This window comes from Mycobacterium sp. SMC-14 (assembly GCF_046250075.1).
In the GTDB taxonomy this organism is placed as follows: Bacteria; Actinomycetota; Actinomycetes; order Mycobacteriales; family Mycobacteriaceae; genus Mycobacterium.
The window spans coordinates 1,833,672-1,850,804 of sequence record NZ_CP176429.1 but is presented as its reverse complement, the minus strand read 5'-3'; the positions used below and the strand labels follow the sequence as shown (position 1 = coordinate 1,850,804).

The window sequence follows — 17,133 nt, the reverse complement described above, 5'->3', positions numbered from 1 at the left end:
GGCGATGTCTCGGCGTCCGGCCGTGTCCGGCGGTGTCCACGAAACCGTAAGGACGGTGCCGGAAAATCCCAGGTCAGTAAAGGTTTCCAGCCGACCCCCGCAAGGCGGTTCACGGCCCGCCCGGCTCGTTGAGCTTGTCGACCTGACCGGGGTCAGTCGGGCGATTGACCGACCACCGCGCCCACGCCTCGGCGTAGGGCACGACGTGGCCGCCGACGAGCTTGTGGGCGTCGGTTTTGGCCATGTCGTCGGTAATGCGCCCCTCAGCCCGGCGGGCGCACAGACTCTCGATGATGGTGTCGACGGCGGCGGTGTAGATCGGCGAGCCGACGGCGGTGACCGCATCCTTGGTGTCCGGTGCGCCGTCGATCAACTCGCGCGCGGCGAGTCGCTGCGTGCCGGGCACCTTGACCAGCTTCCTGCCCTTGTCGAGCAGGGCGGTGACGGCGGCATACACCGAGCTGCGCCCCGCAATCGAGCGCTCCTCGGCGAATCTCACGATCTCGGCACGGGTGAGCCCTTCACCGCCGCCCAACTCGGCGACCAGGGCCAGGATTTCGGCCTGCGTGACGCTCAGACTGCGCTCGTCGTCGGGCTCGGCGGTGTAGGGGTCGACAGGGGCGAGCACCAGCGTCGACCGCTGCGCGGCGGTGGCATCGGGCATCAGCGCCTCGCTCACAGTATGGCCGGCCAACCGGAACTCGTGGGTACAGCCGTCGGGCCACTCTTTGTGCTTCGCGCACGTGATCTCGACCTTGCGGGACTTCTTGCCTTTCCTGGCCCCCGTGCGCGTCAGCAGCAGCGACGACCACACCGCCCCGTCCCAGGCGGTCGTCCCGCGCGCCCGGTCGCTTCCGGCGGCGGTGTGGTGCACCACCAGGACCGCCGCGCCGGTCTGGCTGTTGATCTCGTCGGCGTGAGCGATCACGCGCCCGTGGTCGGTAGCTGAGTTCTCCTCGACACCAACGGTGCAGCGCGCGCGGGTGTCGAACACGACCAGGGCCACGCCGTGACGCTTGACGAGGTCGCGCACTTGCGCCATGTGCCCGTCGTCGCCCATCTGGACGGCGCGCGGCGCGATGATGAACGTGTCTTCGATGTCCTCGGGCGCGACGCCGTTGATCTCGCACCAGGCGTGCAGCCGCGCGCTGATGCCCGAGGCACCCTCGGCGGCGACGTAGAGGACCGGCGCGCGCTCGGGCACGACGTGGCCGCACCACCGCCGACCCGAGGCAACCGCCCCCGACATGCCGACCGCCGCCATAGTCTTGCCCGAGCCGGGTGCGCCGTTGAGGTCGGCGAGCTGGCCGCGTGCGAGTAAACCCGTGATGAGCGGGCGCACCGGCTCGATCTCGGCCAAACCGGACAGGGTGAGCACCTCGGCGTCAAGGTCGAGCGCGGGCACGCTGCCCGCTCGCGCACGCGCAGTGATGCTGTCGCCGTGCCGAATACGCGCGATGGCCAGGTCCGCTAGGGCGGCATTGCGCTCGGCGTCTGTCGCGGCAGTCATGTCCGCGATGACCTCGACCGCCACGCCGATCGTGCCGACAAGTTCGGCGGCGGTCATCACGTATTCGCGCTCGCGGTAGCTGTGCGGCTTGGGGTGCGACCACGCGCGACGGTTCGCATCCTCGATGAGCTGTCGGCACCGCTCGGCGACCTCGGGACCGGCGACCGCGCCGATTTCATCGAGCGTGTAGGCGGTGGTCGACGGGATTTTCCTACTGTTGAGTGCCGCGTCCGTCCGTTTCTTGCGGTCGAAACGCTCCCACCGCGCCCTCTTGAGCCGCGCGCCGATGACGTGCGGGTCGTCGGTGATGGTGTCGGCGGCGAACTCGGCGACCTGCGCGCGGGTGAGCGACACCGGAGGGCTAGCGGCGTGCAGAACCGCCGACGGCAGCGCATTGAAGTCGCTGAACGCCATACTGTTCGCGCCATCGGGCAGGTACATCGAGACGTCGAACTGACGGCTGAACTTGCGTACCACGTGCCACGTCTCGACCCCTAGGTGATCGGCAATCGGCGTTTCGGGGTCGACGTTGAGCGCGTCGGCCCACTGCGTGCCGCTGACCCACTGCGCGGGCGCGTCGGGTCCATCGTCGGCGGCGGTCTGGCCCGTGCCGTTGGCGCTACACTCGGCCTTGCTGGGCATGTCGGTATGTCCTCGCTTCGGTGGTAAGTCGCCCCGGTCCCGCTGTCGTCGTAGGGCCGGGGCGCGCTGCGTTTCGGGGCCGGTTCAGTCCTCGCCGAGCACCCGCAGCAGACTGGCGGATTTCACGCGAACACGCTTCTCCCCCAACGTGATCGCGTCGAGTTCACCCGTGCGAGTGAGCTGGTAGGCATATGCCCGGCTGACGCCGAGCAGCAACGCGGCCTGTTCGACGCTGACGGTCGGGTGCAAACGCAGGTAATCGACGGTGACGGGTCCGCGCCGGATCACCGGGCACGCCGCCCGCCCTGGCGCGGTAGGGGTCGTTGTGGACGTTGTGGTTGTCATGGCGTCCACTATGTGCCGAATTGTTGATAACCGCCACGGCAATCCGTTATCGTATTTGTGTGTCCACTGATAAGCACGACAAGGGCGGCCAAGTCGACGGCGACGCGATCAAGGGTGACGTGATCGCCGACGCCATCCGGCGCGTGACCGGCGAACGCGGCAGCGCCGACGGCCTCATCGAAATTCCGCTGGTCGGCCACCGCCACCGCTACCGCGTTCGGGTCGACACCGGCGGCCCGGCACCGCGGCTTGTCGAGCTTCACCTGATCAGTGACGGCGACGCCGCGGAGATAGACCCCGACTCCATTCGCCAGGTACCCGTCCGGCGGCTGGCCAAGGCGGCGGCGCGGTTCATCGCGTTGACCGAGTTCGGCGTGGCCGAGGCCGGTGACGTCTACGACCCGACCCCGCTGTTACGGCCCGACCTTGAGCCGCCCGGTCGCAGCAATCGCAAGCTCGATGACGTGCACTATCGCCAGGTGCGCGACCTGCTGCTCTGGGCGCGCGAGGTCGGCGAGTCGCCGCGTGAGTACGTCGCCGAGCGATTCGCGCCCGTGTCGCTGCCCACCGTCGACAGGTGGATAGCCGAGGCGAAACGGCGCGGATTCCTGCGCCGCGACTGGCTGACCAACCCCAGCCCCGCCGACTGACCCGGCCCCCGCGCCGACCACGACCACGACCACCCGAGGAGACCGACCCGCGATGAGCACCGACCCCGCCAGCGAACAGCAGCCCGCCCAGCAGACCACCGCCAAGCGCACCCGGCGCGCCGAGCCGATCAACACTCACACGGCCAAGAACGGCACCGTGACGTATTGGTTCCAGCTCGACGTCGGCAACAAACCCGACGGGTCGCGCGACCGGCGAAAATTCACCTACCGCACCAAGGCCGAGGCACGTAAAGAGCTGCGCCGCATCAGTTCCGAGGTCGCCGCTGGCACCTACAGCCGCCCGACCTCGGTCACCGTGGACCAGGCGTGCGACGAGTGGCTGAGTGGTCGGCGCGGCATCCGGCAGGTGACGCTCTACAGCTACGAAATGGACCTCAAGCCCGTTCGGCGCTACCTCGGCGGCAAGAAACTCCAGGCGATCACCAAGGCCGACGGTGACGCGCTGGTCCGGTGGATGCTGACCGAGGCGCGCACCTCGCCCAAGCACTACCGGGACGGCTCGCTGGCGGGCCGGGTGGTCGCGCTGGTGTCCGAGCACCCCGAGGGCATAGCCGCCGCCGAGCTGTCCGCCGCGCTGCCCGGCGACGTCCATTCGGCGCTGTCCGCGTTGCTGGCGGCGGGCCGGGTCGCCCGCCTACGCCGGGGTGTCTATGCGCCCGTCGCACCCGAGACCGACGCCGCCAAGAAACGCGGCCTGAGCCCCCAGACGGTGCGGTCGGCGCTGACGACGTTCGGCGCGGTGGTCCAGAGCTACATGGATCAAGGGCTGTTACCGCGAAACGTGATTGCGCTGGTCGAGCGACCGAAGGACGCCGACCCCGACGACCACGCGGAGCGCGCCGACGGCTCCCCCGCCGCCGAGGCCACCGCGAAGTCGTGGACGCTGACCGAGGTCGGCCAGTTCCGCGACTCGGTGCATGATCACCGCCTGTTCGCGTGCTGGCTGTTGTCGTGCTACGGGTTACGGCGCTCCGAAGTGCTCGGGCTGCGCTGGGGCGCGGTCGATCTCGACACCGGCACGCTCTCGATTCGCCGGGGGCGGGTCGCCGTCGGTGCCGAGGCGGTCGAGGGTGCGCCCAAGTCGAAACGCAGCCGCCGCGACCTGCCGCTACCGGCGGACGTGACCGAGGCGCTGCGCACGCTGCGGCAGCGCCAGCGGACCGAGGCCCTGGCGCTCGGCGTCGGATGGTCAGACGACCGCCTGGTGGCCGTGCGTGAGGACGGCACGCCGCTGCGCCCCGAGTCCTACACCGACGAGTTCCAGCGGTTGCGTTCGCGCGCCGGACTGCGGCGGATCAAGCTGCACGGGCTGCGCAACACGTCGGTGTCGCTGATGCTCGACCAGGGCCACCCGCCCCACATCGTCGCCGCCTGGCACGGCCACGACCCGGCGGTGGCGCTGTCGATCTACGCGGACGTGAAGGCCGACGAGTTGCGCGCCGTAGGCGCGTCGCTGTTCAGCTGATTACCGGATTGCGAGGACAGGCCGATGGCGGGACAGGGTAAACGACAGCGGGCTCGGACCGCATACGTATGCAACTACTGCGCACTCGACGTGAAGCTCACTCAGCGGGGTCGTGTCGCCACGCACCGATTGGCAGACGGCACCCGTTGTCCGGGCACCGGATGGGAAGCCGCCGTGTGGCGTGACGTGGGCACGCCTGCAAGGAAACCACCGACGTCGCCCAAACCACAGCCACAGCCACAGCCACAGCCACAGCCACAGCGTCACCTCAGCGCAGCGGAAAACAGGGCCATCGAGCAGCGTGCCGTCGCCGTCGTACGCGAGCATTTTCGGCAACTTGGATTCGTCACCGAAGACGTTGGCGCAACAGAATCATTCGACGTCCGCGCCACCCTCGGAGACAGAGAGGTGCTGATCGAGGTGAAGGGCACCACGGGTCAAGGCGAAAGCATCACGCTGACCGCTAACGAGGTCGCGTTGCACACCACCGCCACTGACAATGCCCTGGCGATCGTGCGGTACATCAAGTTGGAAGAGGGGCGAGGCGCACCCTCGGCGACCGGCGGCGAGATGGTGCTGGCGATGCCGTGGAGGCCAGACCCCGCCGGCCTTCGCCCCATCGCTTACACCTACGTCACGGGCTTGGCCGGACCGTGAGCAAGGCATCGCCGCCGCTTCGTTGGCAACTTACTGGCAACTTGGCCTGATCATCGGACCTTGCAGGCTGAGTTCTAGCGCCGCAAATACGACGCTGAACTGCAATAACTTTGGTGGGCGCGGACGGTATCGAACCGCCGACCGCTGGTGTGTAAAACCAGAGCTCTACCACTGAGCTACGCGCCCCTGCCTGGGGCAGGTTACCCGGCCGGTGCCGGGCTCCCAAAACTGCGAGATTGCACTGGCGCAGCAAGAAGTCGTGAAATCCCTGCTTCAGTGCAATCTCGCGGCAAAGGGAGACCAGCCCTACCCCTTGAGGGCGCCCAGGGCGTCAAGCCAGAGCTGCTGGTCACGCGCCTCACCGGGCTGCTTCATCTCGGCGAACCGGATGATGCCGGACTTGTCGACGACGAACGTGCCGCGGTTGGGAAAGCCGGTGTCGGAGTTGAACACCCCGTAGGCCTCACTGACGGCGCCGTGCGGCCAGAAATCCGAGAGCACCGGGAACAGGAACCCGCTCTCGGTCGCCCAGATCTTGTGGGTGGGCGGCGGACCCACCGAGATCGCCAGCGCCACGCTGTCGTCATTGACGTAGCTGGGCAGGTGGTCGCGCAGCTGACCCAGCTCGCCCTGGCAGATCCCGGTGAAGGCCAGCGGGAAGAACACCAACAGAACGTTCTTGTCGCCCCGGAAGCTGCTCAGCGTCACCGGCTGCTGGTTCTGGTCCTTGAGGGTGAAGTCCGGAGCTTCGGCACCGACTTGCAGCATCAACGCTTCCCCGTGCGGGACTTGGGCTGCACCAGGCGACTGGCGCTCCAGTCCCCCAAGTTGACCGACGACGTCGGCATCAGGCCTGCAGTCGGCGCCGCTTCCGCGATCTCGGCGGGCTGCACGTGGCCGGAACGGCCGGTCTTGGGTGTCAACACCCAGATCACCCCGTCATCGGCCAAGGCAGTGATCGCATCCATCAGGGTGTCCACCAGATCCCCGTCGCCGTCGCGCCACCAGAGCAGCACGACATCGACTACCTCATCGGTGTCCTCGTCGAGCAGCTCGCTGCCGGCGGCCTCTTCGACGTCGACACGGATGTCGTCGTCGGCGTCCTCGTCCCAGCCGAACTCCTGGACCAACTGCTTGCTCTCGATGCCCAGTTTGCGGGCGAAGCTCGGGGCGTTATCCGCCGCGACCACCGTGTGACCTCCTTCGATCGTCAGCGCTGCGTGTGATGTGAATCATCGTTGCACAGCTCAGCGTGCTGGGCGGGCTCAGAAGGCTTTGCACAACTGCATCCCCTTGTCCCGAGCCCGGTTGAGTTCATCCTTGCGGGCGTTGTACACCGATACCGGCGCCTTGGAAGAGATTGCGGTCGCGACGCCGCGCGCGGCCTGTGCGTAGGTGTTGAACGCGTCGGTCAGGTCCTGCGACAACTTCTCGTTGATCGCCGCGGCGACCTCGTCGGCACTGTGGTTGAGTGCCTCCACCGCCGGCCCGGCGGTTCCGGAGATATCCCCGCCGTTGTTGAACGCCTCGACGTACTTGTTCACCACGTCGACGGCGTCGCTGCTGCTCGAGGCAAACCGCCCGCAGGCACCGCGAACCGCCTGGGTCGTCATCGACTGTTGACGCTGGGTCTCACGAATGCTCGACGTGGCCTCCGAAGCCGACACCGACGCCGAGACCGACGAGCGATAGGCCGGGGCCTCGGAAGTGTCGGCTTGCGGGTTGCCACCGATGATGCTGGTGCAGCCGACAACGCCCATTGCCAATGCCGCAACGCCACCGGCCACCGACGCACCCACCCGAGCGTGTCGCCGCGTCTGGGCGCGCGAGGCAGTCCGCCGTCGGGTCAGCACAACTTCAAACGTTACCGCGTACCCACCACCTGGCCGAGATCAGCCCACCCAGCGGCACTCGCCCACCGGCGGTCGGGTGTCCGGTGGGGCACGATAGAAAAGACGAGACCGGCGAATCGATCGGTTGGTGTCGTCCTGGCCACAAGCCGGGAGGCACATATTGACCTCCGAACCAAGGAGCATTGCGTTGACCACTGAGGCCGTACATCAGGATCTGGCCAAAAAGCCAAGCAGCACAACCGAATCCGACCGGGTCCGAGTGATCCGCGAGGGGGTGGCCTCCTATCTCCCCGACATCGACTCCGAGGAGACCTCCGAGTGGCTGGAGTCCTTCGACGAACTGCTGGCGCGGTCCGGCCCGGCCCGCGCCCGCTACCTGATGTTGCGACTGCTGGAACGCGCCGGCGAGCAGCGAGTAGCCATCCCGGCGCTCACCTCCACCGACTACGTCAACACCATCCCGACCGAACTGGAGCCCTGGTTCCCCGGCGACGAGGAAACCGAGCGCCGCTATCGCAGCTGGATCCGCTGGAACGCCGCGGTGATGGTGCACCGCGCGCAGCGCCCCGGGGTGGGAGTCGGCGGGCACATTTCGACCTACGCGTCGTCGTCGACGCTGTATGAGGTCGGGTTCAACCACTTCTTCCGCGGCAAGGACCATCCCGGCGGTGGCGACCAGGTGTTCATCCAGGGCCACGCCTCCCCCGGCATCTACGCGCGCGCTTTCCTCGAGGGCCGGCTGAGCCCCCACGATCTCGACGGCTTCCGTCAGGAACACAGCCACCCGGGCGGCGGCCTGCCGTCCTACCCGCACCCACGGCTGATGCCGGACTTCTGGGAATTCCCCACGGTGTCGATGGGCCTGGGCCCGATGAACGCCATCTACCAGGCCCGGTTCAACCACTACCTGCACGACCGCGGCATCCGCGACACTTCCGACCAGCACGTCTGGTGCTTCTTGGGCGACGGCGAGATGGACGAGCCGGAGAGCCGAGGGCTGCTGCACGTCGGGGCGCTGGAGGGCCTGGACAACCTGACGTTCGTGGTCAACTGCAACCTGCAGCGCCTGGACGGCCCGGTCCGCGGAAACGGCAAGATCATCCAGGAACTCGAATCGTTCTTCCGCGGCGCGGGCTGGAACGTGATCAAGGTGGTGTGGGGGCGCGAATGGGACGCCCTGCTGCACGCCGACCGGGACGGCGCCCTGGTCAATCTGATGAATGTCACCCCCGACGGCGACTACCAGACCTACAAGGCCAACGATGGCGGCTACGTGCGGGAGCACTTCTTCGGCCGCGACCCGCGCACCAAGGCGCTCGTCGCGGATCTGTCCGACCAGGACATCTGGCACCTCAAGCGCGGCGGCCACGACTACCGCAAGGTGCACGCCGCCTACCGCGCGGCCGTCGAGCACAAGGGCCAGCCGACCGTCATCCTGGCCAAGACCATCAAGGGCTACAGCCTGGGCAGCTACTTCGCCGGCCGTAACGCCACCCACCAGATGAAGAAGTTCCGGCTGCAAGACCTCAAGGACTTCCGTGACGAGATGCGGATTCCGATCCCGGACTCCGAACTCGAGGAGAACCCGTACCTGCCGCCGTACTACCACCCCGGCGAAGACGCACCCGAGATCCGCTACCTGCTGGACCGCCGACGTGCCCTGGGCGGCTTCGTGCCGCACCGCCGCACCGAGGCCAAAACGGTGGAACTGCCGGGCCCGCAGGCCTACGCGGCGGTCAAGAAGGGGTCGGGCAACCAGGAGGTCGCCACCACCATGGCGACCGTGCGGGTGTTCAAAGAGTTGTTGCGGGACAAGCAGTTAGGCCCGCGCCTCGTGCCGATCATCCCCGATGAGGCGCGCACGTTCGGGATGGACTCGTGGTTCCCGTCCTTGAAGATCTACAACCGCAACGGCCAGCTCTACACCTCGGTGGATGCCGACCTGATGCTGGCCTACAAGGAAAGCGAAGTCGGCCAGATCCTGCATGAGGGCATCAACGAAGCCGGCTCGACAGCCTCCTTCACCGCGGTCGGGACGTCGTATGCCACTCACGACGAGCCGATGATCCCGATCTACATCTTCTATTCGATGTTCGGCTTCCAGCGCACCGGCGACGGCCTGTGGGCGGCTGCCGATCAGATGGCGCGCGGTTTCGTCCTGGGGGCGACCGCGGGGCGCACCACGCTGACCGGTGAGGGGCTGCAGCACGCCGACGGGCACTCGCTGCTGTTGGCCAGCACCAACCCGGCGGTGGTCTCCTACGATCCCGCGTTCGCCTACGAGGTCGCCCACATCATCGAAAGCGGCCTGCACCGCATGTACGGCCCGGACCCGGAGAACGTGTACTTCTACGTCACGCTCTACAACGAGCCCTACGTGCAGCCGGCCGAGCCCGAGGGCTTCGACCCCGAGGGCCTGCTGCGCGGCATCTACCGCTTCCGCAGGGCCACCGAATCGCGGTCGAACACCGCGCAGATCCTGGCCTCGGGGGTGGCGGTGCCCGAGGCGCTGCGTGCCGCCGACATGTTGGCCGCCGACTGGGATGTGGCCGCCGACGTGTGGTCGGTGACCAGCTGGGGTGAGCTCAACCGGGACGGTGTGGCCATCGAGCGCGAGCGGCTGCGTCACCCGGAGAGCCCGGCCGCGGTGCCGTATGTGACGCAGGCATTGGCGGACGCCACCGGACCGGTCGTCGCGGTGTCGGACTGGATGCGGGCGGTGCCCGAGCAGATCCGGCCCTGGGTGCCCGGCAGCTACGTCACCCTGGGCACCGACGGGTTCGGGTTCTCCGACACCCGCCCGGCGGCACGGCGCTACTTCAACACCGACGCCGAATCGGTGGTGGTGGCGGTGCTCGCGGCGCTGGCCCGCGACGGGGCGATCGACGCCTCCGTTGCGGTGACCGCGGCGACGCAGTACCAGATCGACGACGTGCTGGCCGCCCCGGAACAGACGTCGGATTCCGGGGTGGCCTAGCGGGACGCTAACCGCCGGGTTGTCAGTTGTCACCAGAAAATAGGCGTAGCTTTTAGAAATGGCTGACAACCCGGCGGGCCCCGCCCTGCCGCGCTCCACGCTGGACCTGCTGAGCACCGTCCCGGACACCCTGCTGCGCAGGCTCAAGCACTACTCGGGCCGGTTGGCCACCGAATCGGTGTCGATGATGGGTGACCGCTTGCCGTTCTTCAACGACCTGGAAGCCGCCCAGCGGGCCAGCGTGGCCCTGGTGGTGCAGACCGCGGTGGTCAACTTTGCCGAGTGGATGCACGACCCACACGGCAACGTCAGCCACACCGCCCAGGCGTTCGAGTTGGTGCCCCAGGACCTGACTCGCCACATCGCGCTGCGGCACACCGTGGACATGGTGCGGGTCACCATGGAGTTCTTCGAGGAGGTCGTGCCGCTGCTGGCCCGCTCCGAGGAGCAGGTGACCGCGCTGACGGTGGGCATCCTCAAGTACAGCCGCGACCTGGCCTTCACCGCCGCCTCCGCCTACGCCGACGCCGCCGAGGCGCGCGGCACCTGGGATTCCCGGATGGAGGCCAGCGTGGTGGACGCCGTGGTGCGCGGCGACACCGGTCCGGAGTTGTTGAGCCGCGCGGCCGCACTGAACTGGGACACCACGGCCCCCGCCACCGTCGTGGTGGGCACCGCACCACCGGGCCCCGACGCCTACGCCGGACAGAAGGCCAGCCAAGACGTCCGTGATGTCGCCGAACATCATGGGCGGGCGGCATTGACCGACGTGCACGGGACGTGGCTGGTGGCCATCGTGTCCGGGCCGCTGACACCCACGCAGAAGTTCTTCGCCGACCTGCTCGGCGCGTTCTCCGACGGCCCGGTGGTGATCGGACCGACGGCGCCGACGCTGACCGCCGCCTATCACAGTGCCAGCGAAGCCATCTCAGGGATGAACGCCGTGGTGGGCTGGACCGGAGCACCGCGGCCGGTGCTGGCTCGCGAGCTGCTGCCGGAGCGGGCGCTGATCGGCGATGCGTCAGCGATCGCGGCCCTGCACACCGATGTGATGCGGCCGCTGGCCGAAGCCGGGCCCACGCTCACCGAGACCCTGGACGCCTATTTGGACTGTGGCGGCGCGATCGAGGCCTGCGCCCGCAAGTTGTTCGTTCATCCAAACACCGTCCGTTACCGGCTCAAGCGGATCGCCGACTTCACCGGACGTGATCCGGCCGTGCCGCGCGACGCCTATGTGCTGCGGGTTGCCGCCACGGTCGGGCGGCTGGCCAACCAAGCGCAGCACGCCAGTTTCAGCAACGCCAACGTGGCCTATGCCGCCGCACCGCTGACCTCCAGCGGTCCCGGCGAACCTCTGGTCAGCCCGGAGGAATGACCCCGCCGAGGGCGCTCTGGGGCGCGTACAGGTGGGCACCAACGGCGGACAGTTGTCGCAGTTCGGTATCGAACGCGTCGCATCGAACGGCAGGTTTGTAGGGTCTCCACAAAAACATAAGACAATGTTCATAATCTAGGACATCCTGCAAATCGCGCTTCACAATGTTCTCTTAAAGACGTGATTGCGTTGCTCGCTCCCGGACAGGGATCTCAGACCCCCGGCATGCTCTCGCCGTGGCTCCAGGCGCCCGGCGCAGACGCCGCGCGCGAGCAGCTGGCCGCCTGGTCGGAGATCGCCGGCCTGGACCTGATCGCACTGGGCACCACCGCGACCGCCGAGGAGATCACCGACACCGCGGTCACCCAGCCGCTGGTGGTAGCGGCGACCCTGCTGGCCTACGCCGAGCTGGCCAAGCGGCGCAACGGCCCGGTGAGCGGCAGCGATGCCATCGTGGCCGGCCACTCCGTCGGTGAGATCGCCGCCTATGCGATCGCCGGCGTCATCTCCCCCGACAACGCCGTCATGCTGGCCGCCACCCGCGGCCGCGAAATGGCCAAGGCCTGCGCACTCGAGCCGACCGGCATGGCCGCGGTGCTCGGCGGCGACGAGGCCGAGGTGCTGGCCCGCCTCGAGCAACTCGACCTGACCCCGGCCAACCGCAACGCGGTCGGCCAGATCGTGGCGGCCGGCCCGCTGCCCGCACTGGACAAGCTCGCCGAAGACCCGCCCGCCAAGGCCCGGGTCCGTAAGCTGGCCACCGCCGGCGCGTTCCACACCCAGTACATGGCACCGGCGCTGGAGGCGTACTCCGCCGCGGTCGAGCAGGTCAAGGCCGCTGGAATCTCGGAGCCCACCGCCATCCTGCTGTCCAACCGCGACGGACAACCCGTGGCGTCGGCGGCCGAGGCGATGGAGCACCTGGTCGCACAGCTGACCCGGCCGGTGCGCTGGGACCTGTGCACCGAGACGCTCCGGGCCCGCGAGGTCACCGCGATCGTGGAGTTCCCGCCTGCGGGAACCCTGGCCGGTATCGCCAAACGCGAACTTCGGGGGACCCCGACGCACGCCGTCAAGTCCCCCGCGGATCTGGACGGGCTGCCGGAGTTCTAACCCTCTTCAAGCCCGCTCCAACCCTGCACAACCAGATACGCAGTAATTACCCCCGCACACCCCGTGCGGATCCAACCGAAGGGAAACACAGTGGCTGCCAGCCAGGATGAAATCATCGCCGGTCTCGCCGAGATCATCGAAGAGGTGACCGGTATCGAGCCGAGCGAGGTCACCGTCGAGAAGTCCTTCGTCGACGACCTGGACATCGACTCGCTGTCGATGGTGGAGATCGCGGTTCAGACCGAAGACAAGTACGGCGTGAAGATCCCCGACGAGGACCTCGCTGGTCTGCGCACCGTCGGTGACGTGGTGGGCTACATCCAGAAGCTCGAGGCCGAGAACCCCGAGGCTGCCGCCGCGCTGCGCGAGAAGTTCGGTTCCGAGAGCTAATCGTGTCCTCTAAGCCTTCTACGGCCAACGGCGGTTACCCGAGTGTGGTGGTAACCGCCGTTGAGGCCACCACTTCAATCGGTGCAGACATCGAGAGCACGTGGAAGGGTCTGCTCGCCGGCGAGAGCGGCATCCATGTGCTCGAAGACGAGTTCGTCTCCAAGTGGGATCTGCCGGTCAAGATCGGCGGACACCTCAAGGACCCGGTCGACGACCACATGGGCCGGCTGGACCTGCGGCGCATGTCGTACGTCCAGCGGATGGCCAAACTGCTCGCCGGGCGGTTGTGGGAGAACGCCGGATCGCCTGAGGTCGACCCGGACCGCTTCACGGTCGTCGTCGGCACCGGACTGGGCGGCGGCGAGAAGATCGTCGAGACCTATGACCTGATGAACGAGGGCGGACCCCGCAAGGTCTCGCCGTTGGCCGTTCAGATGATCATGCCCAACGGTGCGGCCGCAGTGGTCGGCCTGCAGCTCGGTGCTCGTGCCGGAGTCATCACCCCGGTGTCGGCCTGTTCGTCGGGTTCGGAGGCGATCGCACACGCGTGGCGTCAGATCGTCATGGGCGACGCGGACTTCGCGGTCTGCGGTGGTGTCGAAGGCGGCATCGAAGCGCTGCCGATCGCGACGTTCTCGATGATGCGTGCGATGTCGACCCGCAACGACGACCCCGAGGGCGCGTCGCGGCCGTTCGACAAGGACCGGGACGGCTTCGTGTTCGGTGAGGCCGGTGCGCTGATGATCATCGAGACCGAAGAGCACGCCAAGGCTCGCGGCGCCAAGCCGCTGGCCCGGTTGATGGGTGCCGGAATCACCTCCGACGCCTTTCACATGGTGGCTCCCGGTCCCGACGGCAAGCGGGCGGGTTTCGCAATGAAGCGGTCGCTGGAGTTGGCGGGCATCTCCGCCAAGGACGTCGACCACATCAACGCGCACGGAACCGCCACTCCGATCGGTGACACCGCCGAGGCGAACGCGATCCGGGAAGCCGGTTGCCAGCACGCCGCGGTGTACGCACCCAAGTCGGCGCTGGGCCACTCCATCGGGGCGGTCGGTGCGCTGGAGTCGGTGCTGACGGTGCTCTCGCTGCGTGACGGGGTCATCCCGCCCACGCTGAACTACGAGACACCCGACCCCGAGATCGATCTGGACATCGTCGCGGGCGAGCCGCGTTACGGTGACTACAAGTACGCGATCAACAATTCATTCGGGTTCGGTGGGCACAACGTCGCGCTCGCCTTTGGGCGGTACTGACACCGGATCGCGAGAGAGGGAAGTTCGCAACAGCCATGTCAACGCTGGCAACGGGAAAGGGTCTCCCCAACGTCGTCGTCACCGGCTACGCCATGACGACGGCTTTGGCCGCGGACGGGGAGAACACCTGGAAGAAGCTACTGGACGGCCAGAGCGGCATTCGCAGGCTCACCGATTCATTCGTCGAGGAGTATGACCTGCCGGTTCGTATCGGCGGGCACCTCGTCGAGACCCCGGAGTCGTTCGACGAGGGGTTGAATCGGACAGAGCTGCGTCGGCTTTCCTACTTGCAGAAGATGGCTTTGGTGCTGAGCCGGCGTGCCTGGGCGCACGCCGGCTCACCCGAAGTCGACACCAGGCGCCTCATGGTGTCGATCGGCACTGGGATGGGCTCCAGCGAGGAGCTGGTCTGGGCGTATGACGGCATGCGCGAACGCGGCCTGAGGGCGGTCTCGCCCCTGGTCGTGCAGAAGTACATGCCCAATGGAGCAGCCGCTGCGGTCGGATTGGACCGTCAGGCAAAGGCCGGGGTGATCACCCCGATCTCGGCCTGTGCATCCGGCTCCGAGGGCATCGCGCATGCCTGGCAGCAGATCGTGCTCGGCGAGGCCGACATGGCGATCTGTGGTGGGGTGGAGACCCGGATCGAAGCAGTGCCGATCGCGGGGTTCGCCCAGATGCGCATCGTGCTGTCGACCAGCAATGACGACCCGGAGGGCGCCTGCCGTCCGTTCGACCGCGACCGCAACGGGTTTGTGTTCGGCGAGGGCGCCGCACTGATGGTGATCGAGACCGAGGAGCACGCCAAGGCGCGCGGGGCCAACATCCTGGCCCGGATCATGGGTGCCTCGATCACCTCGGACGGCTACCACATCGTCGCGCCGGACCCCGACGGCCAAAGCGCGGGTCGGGCGATGACACGGGCAATCCAGGCGGCCGGGCTAACACCCGGCGACATCAGCCACGTCAACGCGCACGCCACCGGAACCACGGTGGGTGACGTGGCAGAAGGCCACGCCATCAACCTCGCGTTGGGTCCGCACGGCGGCAACGCCGCGGTGTACGCGCCCAAGGCGGCACTCGGCCACTCGGTCGGTGCGGTCGGCGCGGTCGAGTCCATCCTGACGGTGATGGCTCTGCGTGAGCAGATCGTCCCGCCGACGCGGAACATGGAGAACCTCGATCCCGAGATCGACCTGGATGTGGTGGCAGGCGAACCGCGCCCGGGCAACTACGAATACGCGATCAACAACTCATTCGGGTTCGGCGGACACAACGTCGCAATCGTCTTCGGTCGGTATTAGAAAACCGCCGCAGCGGGACCCGCGACAAAGAATCAGACCAAGGAGAGGCGCGATGACGACAATGGCTCCCGAGACGGTGGGCGAATCGCTCGACCCGCGCGATCCCCTGCTGCGTCTGTCAACGTTCTTCGACGACGGCACCGTCGAGTTGCTGCACGAGCGTGACCGCTCCGGGGTGCTGGCCGCGGGCGGCACCGTCAACGGAGTGCGCACCATCGCGTTCTGCACCGACGGCACGGTCATGGGCGGCGCGATGGGCATCGAGGGCTGCGACCACATCGTCAACGCCTACGACACCGCGATCGCCGAGCAGAGCCCGATCGTGGGCCTGTGGCACTCGGGCGGCGCCCGGTTGGCCGAGGGCGTCCGCGCCCTGCACGCGGTGGGACGGGTCTTCGAGGCCATGATCCGGGCATCCGGATTCGTCCCGCAGGTCTCGGTGGTGGTCGGTTTCGCGGCCGGCGGCGCCGCCTACGGCCCGGCGTTGACCGACGTCATCGTGATGGCACCGGAGGGCCGGGTCTTCGTCACCGGGCCCGACGTGGTGCGCAGCGTCACCGGTGAGGATGTCGACATGGCCGCGCTCGGCGGCCCCGACACCCACCACAAGAAGTCCGGCGTGTGCCACATCGTCGCCGACGACGAGCTCGACGCCTATGAGCGCGGCCGCCGCCTGGTCGGGTTGTTCTGCCAGCAGGGTCACTTCGACCGCAACAAGGCTGAGGCCGGCGAGATCGACCTGCACGCCCTGCTGCCGGAGTCGGCGCGGCGCGCCTACGACGTGCACCCGCTGGTGCACGGGCTGCTCGATGCCGACGCGCCGTTCGACGAGTTCCAGGCCAAGTGGGCGCCGTCGATGGTCGTCGGGCTGGGCCGGTTGTCGGGTCGCACCGTCGGCGTGCTGGCCAACAACCCGCTACGGCTGGGCGGCTGCCTGAACTCCGAAAGCGCCGAGAAGGCGGCACGTTTCGTGCGGCTGTGCGACGCGTTCGGGATTCCGCTGATCGTGATCGTCGACGTGCCGGGTTACCTGCCCGGCGTCGGTCAGGAGTGGGGCGGCGTGGTGCGCCGCGGCGCCAAGCTGCTGCACGCGTTCGGCGAAGCCACCGTCCCCCGCGTCACTCTGGTGACCCGCAAGACCTATGGCGGGGCCTACATCGCGATGAACTCCCGGTCGTTGGGCGCCACCAAGGTGTTCGCCTGGCCGGACGCCGAGGTCGCGGTGATGGGAGCCAAGGCCGCGGTCGGCATCCTGCACAAGAAGAGGCTGGCCGCCGCGCCCGAACACGAGCGTGAAGCGCTGCACGAGGAGCTGGCCGCCGAACACGAGCGGATCGCCGGTGGGGTGGACAGCGCCATCGACATCGGCGTGGTCGACGAGAAGATCGACCCCTCGCACACCCGCGGCAAGATCACGCAGGCCCTGGCTGAGGCACCCGCCCGTCGCGGCCGCCACAAGAACATCCCGCTGTAAGGCGTAAATCCCCGCAGCCTCCCCCGCGAGCGTGCGTGTTTGCACCGCGACACGCCGTCTTCGGCGTACAACTGCGCACGCTCACCAGTAGCCGTTTACGC

15 protein-coding genes and 1 tRNA gene are annotated in these 17,133 nt (G+C 67.9%); 10 read left to right on the top strand and 6 right to left on the bottom strand.

The window, feature by feature from the left end; genetic code table 11:
• Window positions 1-109: 109 nt before the first annotated feature.
• Together ACKY0W_RS08650 and ACKY0W_RS08645 are read right to left on the bottom strand one after the other, a co-directional pair.
• The gene (locus ACKY0W_RS08650) at window positions 110-2,152 is read right to left on the bottom strand and encodes an AAA family ATPase (RefSeq protein ID WP_409437215.1); all 2,043 of its coding nucleotides are present in this window, start codon (window positions 2,150-2,152) and stop codon (window positions 110-112) included.
• Between the two features lie 84 nt (window positions 2,153-2,236).
• Complete coding sequence (locus ACKY0W_RS08645) at window positions 2,237-2,497, bottom strand: helix-turn-helix domain-containing protein (protein WP_409437214.1); 261 nt, start codon at window positions 2,495-2,497, stop codon at window positions 2,237-2,239.
• Between the two features lie 59 nt (window positions 2,498-2,556).
• Here ACKY0W_RS08645 and ACKY0W_RS08640 point away from each other — a divergent pair, with 59 nt between their 5' ends.
• The 3 genes from ACKY0W_RS08640 to ACKY0W_RS08630 are packed head-to-tail and all read left to right on the top strand — an operon-like array spanning window position 2,557 to window position 5,290.
• Window positions 2,557-3,147, top strand: coding sequence for a hypothetical protein (locus ACKY0W_RS08640; RefSeq protein WP_409437213.1), 591 nt, complete (start codon window positions 2,557-2,559; stop codon window positions 3,145-3,147).
• Window positions 3,148-3,199: 52 nt separating this feature from the next.
• On the top strand, window positions 3,200-4,633 hold the full coding sequence (locus tag ACKY0W_RS08635) for a tyrosine-type recombinase/integrase (protein ID WP_409437212.1): 1,434 nt from the start codon (window positions 3,200-3,202) through the stop codon (window positions 4,631-4,633).
• A 24-nt stretch (window positions 4,634-4,657) separates the two neighbouring features.
• Entirely contained in the window at window positions 4,658-5,290 is a 633-nt protein-coding gene (locus ACKY0W_RS08630; RefSeq protein ID WP_409437211.1) for a protein NO VEIN domain-containing protein, read from the top strand.
• A 111-nt stretch (window positions 5,291-5,401) separates the two neighbouring features.
• Here ACKY0W_RS08630 and ACKY0W_RS08625 read toward each other — a convergent pair.
• The 4 genes from ACKY0W_RS08625 to ACKY0W_RS08610 all read right to left on the bottom strand — a co-directional run bounded on the left by ACKY0W_RS08625 (window position 5,402) and on the right by ACKY0W_RS08610 (window position 7,089).
• Window positions 5,402-5,476, bottom strand: a tRNA-Val gene (locus ACKY0W_RS08625).
• A gap of 120 nt (window positions 5,477-5,596) precedes the next feature.
• Window positions 5,597-6,058: a peroxiredoxin gene (locus ACKY0W_RS08620; RefSeq protein WP_409437210.1), complete on the bottom strand. Its 462-nt coding sequence runs from the start codon at window positions 6,056-6,058 to the stop codon at window positions 5,597-5,599.
• Window positions 6,058-6,480 (bottom strand): DUF3052 domain-containing protein, encoded by a 423-nt coding sequence (locus ACKY0W_RS08615; protein ID WP_308486436.1) that lies wholly within the window; start codon window positions 6,478-6,480, stop codon window positions 6,058-6,060. The genes ACKY0W_RS08620 and ACKY0W_RS08615 overlap by 1 nt, the downstream gene beginning before the upstream one ends.
• Before the next feature lie 75 nt (window positions 6,481-6,555).
• Window positions 6,556-7,089 carry a hypothetical protein gene (locus ACKY0W_RS08610; RefSeq protein ID WP_409437209.1) on the bottom strand — a complete coding sequence of 178 codons (534 nt, stop codon included), beginning with the start codon at window positions 7,087-7,089 and terminating at the stop codon, window positions 6,556-6,558.
• A 241-nt stretch (window positions 7,090-7,330) separates the two neighbouring features.
• Between ACKY0W_RS08610 and aceE the strand changes: the two genes are divergently transcribed.
• From aceE to ACKY0W_RS08575, 7 genes are all read left to right on the top strand, one after another.
• Complete coding sequence (gene aceE, locus ACKY0W_RS08605; RefSeq protein ID WP_409437208.1) at window positions 7,331-10,120, top strand: pyruvate dehydrogenase (acetyl-transferring), homodimeric type; 2,790 nt, start codon at window positions 7,331-7,333, stop codon at window positions 10,118-10,120.
• 58 nt (window positions 10,121-10,178) lie between these two features.
• Window positions 10,179-11,495, top strand: coding sequence for a PucR family transcriptional regulator (locus ACKY0W_RS08600; RefSeq protein ID WP_409437207.1), 1,317 nt, complete (start codon window positions 10,179-10,181; stop codon window positions 11,493-11,495).
• A gap of 180 nt (window positions 11,496-11,675) precedes the next feature.
• Window positions 11,676-12,608 (top strand): ACP S-malonyltransferase, encoded by a 933-nt coding sequence (locus ACKY0W_RS08595; RefSeq protein WP_409437206.1) that lies wholly within the window; start codon window positions 11,676-11,678, stop codon window positions 12,606-12,608.
• A 90-nt stretch (window positions 12,609-12,698) separates the two neighbouring features.
• Window positions 12,699-12,998, top strand: a complete 300-nt coding sequence (gene acpM, locus ACKY0W_RS08590; protein ID WP_046188312.1) for a meromycolate extension acyl carrier protein AcpM — start codon at window positions 12,699-12,701, stop codon at window positions 12,996-12,998.
• A 2-nt stretch (window positions 12,999-13,000) separates the two neighbouring features.
• On the top strand, window positions 13,001-14,254 hold the full coding sequence (gene kasA / locus ACKY0W_RS08585) for a 3-oxoacyl-ACP synthase KasA (RefSeq protein WP_409437205.1): 1,254 nt from the start codon (window positions 13,001-13,003) through the stop codon (window positions 14,252-14,254).
• Window positions 14,255-14,289: 35 nt separating this feature from the next.
• Window positions 14,290-15,558, top strand: coding sequence for a 3-oxoacyl-ACP synthase KasB (gene kasB / locus ACKY0W_RS08580; protein ID WP_409437204.1), 1,269 nt, complete (start codon window positions 14,290-14,292; stop codon window positions 15,556-15,558).
• A gap of 52 nt (window positions 15,559-15,610) precedes the next feature.
• On the top strand, window positions 15,611-17,032 hold the full coding sequence (locus ACKY0W_RS08575; protein WP_409437203.1) for an acyl-CoA carboxylase subunit beta: 1,422 nt from the start codon (window positions 15,611-15,613) through the stop codon (window positions 17,030-17,032).
• Window positions 17,033-17,133: the final 101 nt, after the last annotated feature.

Coding starts and splice junctions, on each gene's coding strand:
- ACKY0W_RS08645 (WP_409437214.1), bottom strand. CDS start 2,497: ATGACAACCACAACGTCCACAACGACCCCTACCGCGCCAGGGCGGGCG.
- ACKY0W_RS08635 (WP_409437212.1), top strand. CDS start 3,200: ATGAGCACCGACCCCGCCAGCGAACAGCAGCCCGCCCAGCAGACCACC.
- ACKY0W_RS08620 (WP_409437210.1), bottom strand. CDS start 6,058: ATGCTGCAAGTCGGTGCCGAAGCTCCGGACTTCACCCTCAAGGACCAG.
- ACKY0W_RS08630 (WP_409437211.1), top strand. CDS start 4,658: ATGGCGGGACAGGGTAAACGACAGCGGGCTCGGACCGCATACGTATGC.
- ACKY0W_RS08650 (WP_409437215.1), bottom strand. CDS start 2,152: ATGCCCAGCAAGGCCGAGTGTAGCGCCAACGGCACGGGCCAGACCGCC.
- kasB (WP_409437204.1), top strand. CDS start 14,290: ATGTCAACGCTGGCAACGGGAAAGGGTCTCCCCAACGTCGTCGTCACC.
- ACKY0W_RS08600 (WP_409437207.1), top strand. CDS start 10,179: ATGGCTGACAACCCGGCGGGCCCCGCCCTGCCGCGCTCCACGCTGGAC.
- ACKY0W_RS08575 (WP_409437203.1), top strand. CDS start 15,611: ATGACGACAATGGCTCCCGAGACGGTGGGCGAATCGCTCGACCCGCGC.